At 70.7% G+C, this 6,105-nt stretch carries 6 protein-coding genes; all 6 read left to right on the top strand.

Going from position 1 to position 6,105, the window contains the following annotated elements:
• The first annotated feature begins 100 nt into the window (after window positions 1-100).
• Complete coding sequence (aroA, locus tag ACFVXE_RS37145) at window positions 101-1,357, top strand: 3-phosphoshikimate 1-carboxyvinyltransferase (protein WP_389678016.1); 1,257 nt, start codon at window positions 101-103, stop codon at window positions 1,355-1,357.
• 329 nt (window positions 1,358-1,686) lie between these two features.
• On the top strand, window positions 1,687-2,037 hold the full coding sequence (locus tag ACFVXE_RS37140; RefSeq protein ID WP_389678014.1) for a hypothetical protein: 351 nt from the start codon (window positions 1,687-1,689) through the stop codon (window positions 2,035-2,037).
• Window positions 2,013-3,212: a hypothetical protein gene (locus ACFVXE_RS37135; protein ID WP_389678012.1), complete on the top strand. Its 1,200-nt coding sequence runs from the start codon at window positions 2,013-2,015 to the stop codon at window positions 3,210-3,212. The genes ACFVXE_RS37140 and ACFVXE_RS37135 overlap by 25 nt, the downstream gene beginning before the upstream one ends.
• Window positions 3,209-4,462, top strand: coding sequence for a 1-deoxy-D-xylulose-5-phosphate reductoisomerase (dxr, locus tag ACFVXE_RS37130; protein ID WP_389678010.1), 1,254 nt, complete (start codon window positions 3,209-3,211; stop codon window positions 4,460-4,462). Before ACFVXE_RS37135 ends, dxr begins: the two co-directional genes overlap by 4 nt.
• Window positions 4,459-5,769 carry a M50 family metallopeptidase gene (locus ACFVXE_RS37125; protein ID WP_389678009.1) on the top strand — a complete coding sequence of 437 codons (1,311 nt, stop codon included), beginning with the start codon at window positions 4,459-4,461 and terminating at the stop codon, window positions 5,767-5,769. Before dxr ends, ACFVXE_RS37125 begins: the two co-directional genes overlap by 4 nt.
• A gap of 172 nt (window positions 5,770-5,941) precedes the next feature.
• Window positions 5,942-6,105 (top strand): flavodoxin-dependent (E)-4-hydroxy-3-methylbut-2-enyl-diphosphate synthase (locus tag ACFVXE_RS37120; RefSeq protein ID WP_382228139.1); only part of this gene is annotated, 164 nt, incomplete at its 3' end.

The following is a 6,105-nucleotide window of genomic DNA, read 5'->3' as shown; positions in this document are numbered from 1 at the left end:
ACCCCCTCCCCCGCCGGCCCCCGGTACGCCGGGGGGGGGGTGCCCCCCCCCGCGCCCCCCCCCCCGCCCGGGAGCACGCCGCCCGGCAGGATGGGGTCCCGTGACCGTCATCCACGTCCCCGGCTCCAAGTCCGTCACCGCGCGCGCCCTGTTCCTGGCCGCGGCCGCGGACGGCACCAGCACGCTCGTACGTCCCCTCTGCTCGGACGACACCGAGGGCTTCGCCGAGGGCCTCGCACGTCTTGGCTACGAGGTCGTGAAGGAAACGGGCCGCTGGCGCATCGAAGGCAGCCCGACCGGCCCCACCGCCACCGAGGCCGATGTGCACTGCCGTGACGGCGCCACCACCGCGCGCTTCCTGCCGACTCTCGCCGCGGCCGCCGCCTCCGGCACATACCGTTTCGACGCCTCCGCGCAGATGCGCCGTCGCCCCCTCGCGCCGCTCACCGAGGCGCTGCGCACGCTCGGCGTCGACCTGCACCATGAGGCGGCCGAGGGCCACCACCCGCTGCGGATAGCCGCCTCCGGGATCAAGGGCGGCGAACTCGCCCTGGACGCGGGGGAGTCCTCCCAGTACCTCACCGCACTGCTGATGCTCGGGCCGCTGACGGCGGAAGGTCTCCGGATCACCGTCACCGACCTGGTGTCCGCCCCGTACGTCGAGATCACCCTTGCGATGATGCGCGACTTCGGGGTCGAGGTGACCCGCGACGGACGCGGCAACAACGTCTTCACCGTGCCGCCGGGCGGCTACCGGGCCGCCACCTACGCCATCGAACCCGACGCCTCCACCGCGAGCTACTTCTTCGCCGCAGCCGCCCTCACCGGCCAGGAGGTCACCGTCCCCGGCCTCGGCACGGACGCGCTCCAGGGCGACCTCCGGTTCGTCGACGTCCTGCGCCGGATGGGCGCGGATGTGCGTATCACCGCGGATTCCACCACCGTCGGTTCCCGCGGCGCGCTCTCCGGCCTGACGGTGAACATGCGCGACATCTCCGACACCATGCCGACTCTGGCCGCGCTCGCCCCCTTCGCCTCGGGTCCGGTGCGCATCGAGGACGTCGGCAACACCCGGGTGAAGGAGTGCGACCGCCTGGACGCCTGTGCGGAGAACCTCCGACGGATGGGAGTCACCGTCGAGACGGGCCCGGACTGGATCGAGATCCACCCCGGCGCCCCCCGTGCCACGGAGATCGCCACCCACGGCGACCACCGCATCGTCATGTCCTTCGCCGTCGCCGGACTGCGCGTCCCCGGTATCACCTACGACGACCCCGGCTGCGTGCGGAAGACGTACCCCGGGTTCCACGAGGAATTCGCGGAGTTCGCCGGACGGATCAGCCGGCGGAGTTCCTGAATCCGCACCGTCCCAGCGGGTTTCAGGACCCACGCCGCACCTCCGTCGCGTGTCCGCCAGGAACGGCGATGAGGCGCCGCGGCCGCGGTGCGGTACGCCCCTGTGAAGCCGGGACGGTCCCGCCTCCGCCGCGCCCGGGCCGGGCGTCAGGTGGATCGGACCGCGGACGTGGACGTGCGGTGCAGCACAATCGAGTGCCGGACCAGCAGCACGGCACCGGGGGAACACGGGACGTACGGAAACCGGCGGGCCAGGAACCGGAGACGGAGTGGGGCAGAGACATGTTCGGGGTGGGGAAGGGACACGGGCGCCGATGTCGGGCGCTGGCGATGACGCTTGCGGTCGCGACGGCCCTGTGTGCAAGCGCGTGCAGCAAGGACACGAACGGGCCGGCCGGTTCCGACGGCTCGAAGAAGGACGACAAGTCCTCGGCCGCGGCTCACCGGCCCGAGGCCCTCACCGAGGCGCAGCTCAGGGCGGCCTCCTTCACCGACGGTGAGGCAGTGGGTGATTACACCGCCGCCGAGTACACCCTCGACGGTCCACTCGGCGATGCCTGTACCGCGGATCCAGCCGGGTGCCAGCCACTCGTCAGCCTCGCCGGCGAGGTCAGCGGCCACGACCCGGCCGCTCAGGTCCAGATCATGACCGCGCAGTGGACCAAATCGCGCGCAGCATGATCGCCGCACTGGCTCAGCTGCTCCGGCACGCCCCGGAGGCCGTCGTTCCCGCACTGCTCTCCCGGCTCGACGATCCTCGGCGTGCGGAGCTCCTCACCGGCCACGCCGTGGCACCGGTCGTCGTGGAGCACGTACTCACGGACGGGACCACCGCCGACCGAGTCGCCCTGGCGCGCAACGCACAGACCGAACGAGCCCTACTGGTAAGACTGTTGGAACGCCACGAGTACGAGGTGGACCGGGCGGTGTACGCCCACCGGCGGACCGGCGGCGCCCTGCGGCGCGCAATCGCCCCTGCCGCACACGTACCCGAACGGGACACGCAGGCGCTCGTCGCCCTGCTGCGAGGCCATCAGCGAGTACGCCACGCGCTGCGGATCCTGGATGCTCCGCACCGCCTCGACCTCGACCTGCTGATGGCCGAGCACCGCCGGGAGCCGCTGCCCCCGGGGGCCGTCGAGGCGCTGATCCTGAGCGGTGACTGCCCGCGCGCGGTGGTGCTCGCGCTCCTCGACACCGGAGGTGCCCGTTCGTACGGCCGCTGGTGGTACCGCCCGGCTGTGCGAGCCGTCCGGACCGGCGCGGTCACACCGGCCGAACTGGTCCGGCACCACGCCCCGCGTGAGCGCACCCTGCTGCTGCCCTCCATCGAGGTGCGAACGGGGCTGCGCTGGAACGACGCCGAGCGGACCGCGGTGCAGCGCGAGATCGAGCGCCTGCTGTCCCCGGCGGACCGGGGGTCCGCGCCCGGGTCCGGGTCCTGGCGGACCGAGGACTCGGCACCCTCGGGCACCGGTGGCAGGGCGGCCGTGCTCGCGGAGCTCGCGCACATCGAAAGCTGGCCGCAGATCGCCCGGCGGAAGCGGGCCCTGGCAGCCGGCCTGATCACCGGCGACGATGTGATCCTGCACGGTGCCCCGGCGCTGCGGGCACTCGACGAAAGGTACTGGCTCGGTCACCTGGAATGCTTCGATCTGCCCGGCGCGGTGACCGCCGCCCACGCCTGTGTCAGGGCGTTCACCCGCGCCGCCCTGGGGGAGGACCCGGGCGCCTGGTGGAGTGCGGCTCAGCGGCTGCCGGATTTCGCCGGAACACTGCCGGAGCTCTTCCGGCCGGGACTCCGGGGGACGCGCTTTCCACCTGCTGGACCGATGCGGCAACAATGGGGTGCATGAGTGACAGCCCTGCCCCCCTCGCAGACCCGCATCTCGTCTTCGACGCAGTGGATGGACGCCGGGATCTCGTCATCCTCGGCTCCACCGGGTCCATCGGCACCCAGGCCATCGACCTGGTGCTGCGCAACCCCGACCGTTTCCGCGTCACCGCGCTCTCCGCCGCAGGTGGCCGGGTCGCCCTCCTTGCCGAGCAGGCGCGGCGGCTGAAGGTGCGCACTGTCGCCGTTGCCGCGCCGGAAGCGGTACCGGCGCTCCGCGAGGCGCTGCGCGAGCAGTACGGAGCCGGCGAACCGCTCCCCGAGATCCTTGCGGGGCCCGACGCGGCCACCCGGCTCGCCGGGAGCGACTGCCACACCGTGCTCAACGGGATCACCGGCTCGATCGGGCTCGCACCCACCCTCGCCGCACTGGAGGCGGGCCGCACACTCGCCCTCGCCAACAAGGAGTCGCTGATCGTCGGCGGCCCGCTGGTGAAGGCAGTGGCTGAGCCCGGCCAGATCATCCCGGTCGACTCCGAGCACGCCGCGCTCTTCCAGGCGCTCGCCGCCGGCACCCGGGCGGATGTCCGGAAGCTCGTCGTCACCGCGTCCGGCGGCCCGTTCCGGGGACGGACGAAGAGCGAGCTGGCGGGCGTCACACGCGAGCAGGCCCTCGCGCACCCCACCTGGGCCATGGGCCCGGTCATCACGATCAACTCGGCCACCCTGGTCAACAAGGGGCTGGAGGTCATCGAGGCACACCTCCTCTACGACATCCCGTTCGAGCGGATCGAGGTCGTCGTCCACCCCCAGTCGTACGTTCACTCCATGGTGGAGTTCACCGACGGCTCGACCCTCGCCCAGGCCACCCCGCCCGACATGCGTGGACCGATCGCCATCGGCCTCGGCTGGCCGGAGCGGGTTCCCGACGCGGCGCCCGCTTTCGACTGGTCGAAGGCGTCCAGCTGGGAGTTCTTCCCGCTCGACAACGACGCGTTCCCGTCCGTGAATCTGGCCCGGCACGTGGGGACGCTCGGCGGTACCGCTCCGGCGGTCTTCAACGCCGCGAACGAGGAGTGCGTGGACGCATTCCTGTCAGGACGGCTGCCGTTCAACGGAATCATGGATACCGTCACGGCGGTGGTGGCCGAACACGGCACCCCTCCCAAGGGAACTTCACTCACGGTCGCAGACGTCCTGGAAGCGGAGACCTGGGCACGGGCCCGGGCCCGGGAACTCTCGGCGAAAGCGACAGCGGAGGCGCGCGCATGAGTATTTCGACGGTCCTGTTGACGATCCTGGGTATCGTCGTCTTCGCCATCGGCCTGCTGTTCTCGATCGCCTGGCACGAGCTGGGCCACCTGTCGACCGCGAAGCTCTTCGGCATCCGCGTCCCGCAGTACATGGTCGGCTTCGGTCCGACCGTCTGGTCGCGGAAGAAGGGCGACACCGAGTACGGGATGAAGGCGATCCCGGCCGGTGGCTACATCCGCATGATCGGCATGTTCCCGCCGGGTCCCGACGGACGGCTGGAGGTGCGCTCCACCTCACCGTGGCGCGGCATGATCGAGGACGCCAGAGAGGCCGCCTTCGAGGAACTCGAACCGGGTGACGAGCAGCGTCTCTTCTACACGCGCAAGCCGTGGAAGCGCGTGATCGTGATGTTCGCCGGGCCGTTCATGAACCTGGTCCTGGCCGTCGCGATCTTCCTCGGGGTGGCGATGACCTTCGGCTTCCAGACCCAGACCACCGAGGTCGCAGGCGTCCAGAAGTGCGTGATTGCGCAGAGCGAGAAGCGCGACACCTGCAAGAAGAGCGACCCCGTCTCGCCCGCCCAGGCCGCCGGACTCAAGAAGGGCGACAAGATCGTCGCCTTCGACGGCCGGAAGGTGGACGACTGGGCGACCCTCTCCGACCGGATCCGCGGCACCATCGGCCCGGCCACCATCACCGTTCAGCGCGACGGCCGGGAGAAGACGCTCCATGCCGTGCTGCAGAAGAACGTGGTGGCCAGGAAGGACGCCAAGGGCGAGGCGATTCCCGGCAAATTCGTACCGGCCGGATACCTCGGCTTCGCCGCCCAGTCCGAGATCGTCCCGCTCTCCTTCGGTGATTCGGTCGTCCGCATGGGCGACATGATCGAGAACGGCGTCGACTCGATCGTCGCGCTCCCGTCCAAGATCCCGGGCCTGTGGAACGCGGCCTTCGACGGCGGCGAGCGTGCGGCCGACTCCCCGGTCGGTGTGATCGGTGCGGCCAGGATCGGCGGCGAGGTGATGACGCTGGACGTCCCGGCGACGAACCAGATCGCGATGATGCTGTTCCTGCTGGCCGGGTTCAACCTCTCGCTGTTCCTCTTCAACATGCTGCCCCTGCTGCCGCTCGACGGCGGACACATCGCCGGAGCGCTGTGGGAGTCCCTGCGCCGCAATGTGGCGCGGGTCTTCAAGCGCCCCGACCCCGGCCCCTTCGACGTGGCCAAGCTGATGCCGGTCGCCTACGTCGTCGCCGGGGTCTTCATCTGCTTCACCCTGCTCGTCCTGGTGGCCGACATCGTCAATCCGGTCAAGATCTCCTGACCGGGTCGGGTGCACCACGGGTGGCGTCCGGGCACACACCTGGTGTCCGGACCCCCACGTCGTACGGACTTCGGGATGCGGTGTGCTCCGGGATCGCGCCGGTGCCGTAACCTCGAAGGTCGGAGCCCGCCGATCTCGGGACCTTGATCCACACCTTGGGGATGCTCAGCGCATGACTGCGATTTCTCTCGGAATGCCGTCCGTTCCGACCAAGCTCGCCGACCGGAGGGTCAGCCGCCAGATCCAGGTCGGGTCGGTTGCGGTCGGTGGGGATGCGCCGGTGTCGGTGCAGTCGATGACCACGACGCGTACGTCGGACATCGGTGCGACGTTGCA

Origin of the sequence: Streptomyces sp. NPDC058231, assembly GCF_042882275.1 — a bacterium.
In the GTDB taxonomy this organism is placed as follows: Bacteria; Actinomycetota; Actinomycetes; order Streptomycetales; family Streptomycetaceae; genus Streptomyces.
Note: the sequence above shows the minus strand (reverse complement) of the source record. Positions and strands in the feature narration are given on the sequence as shown.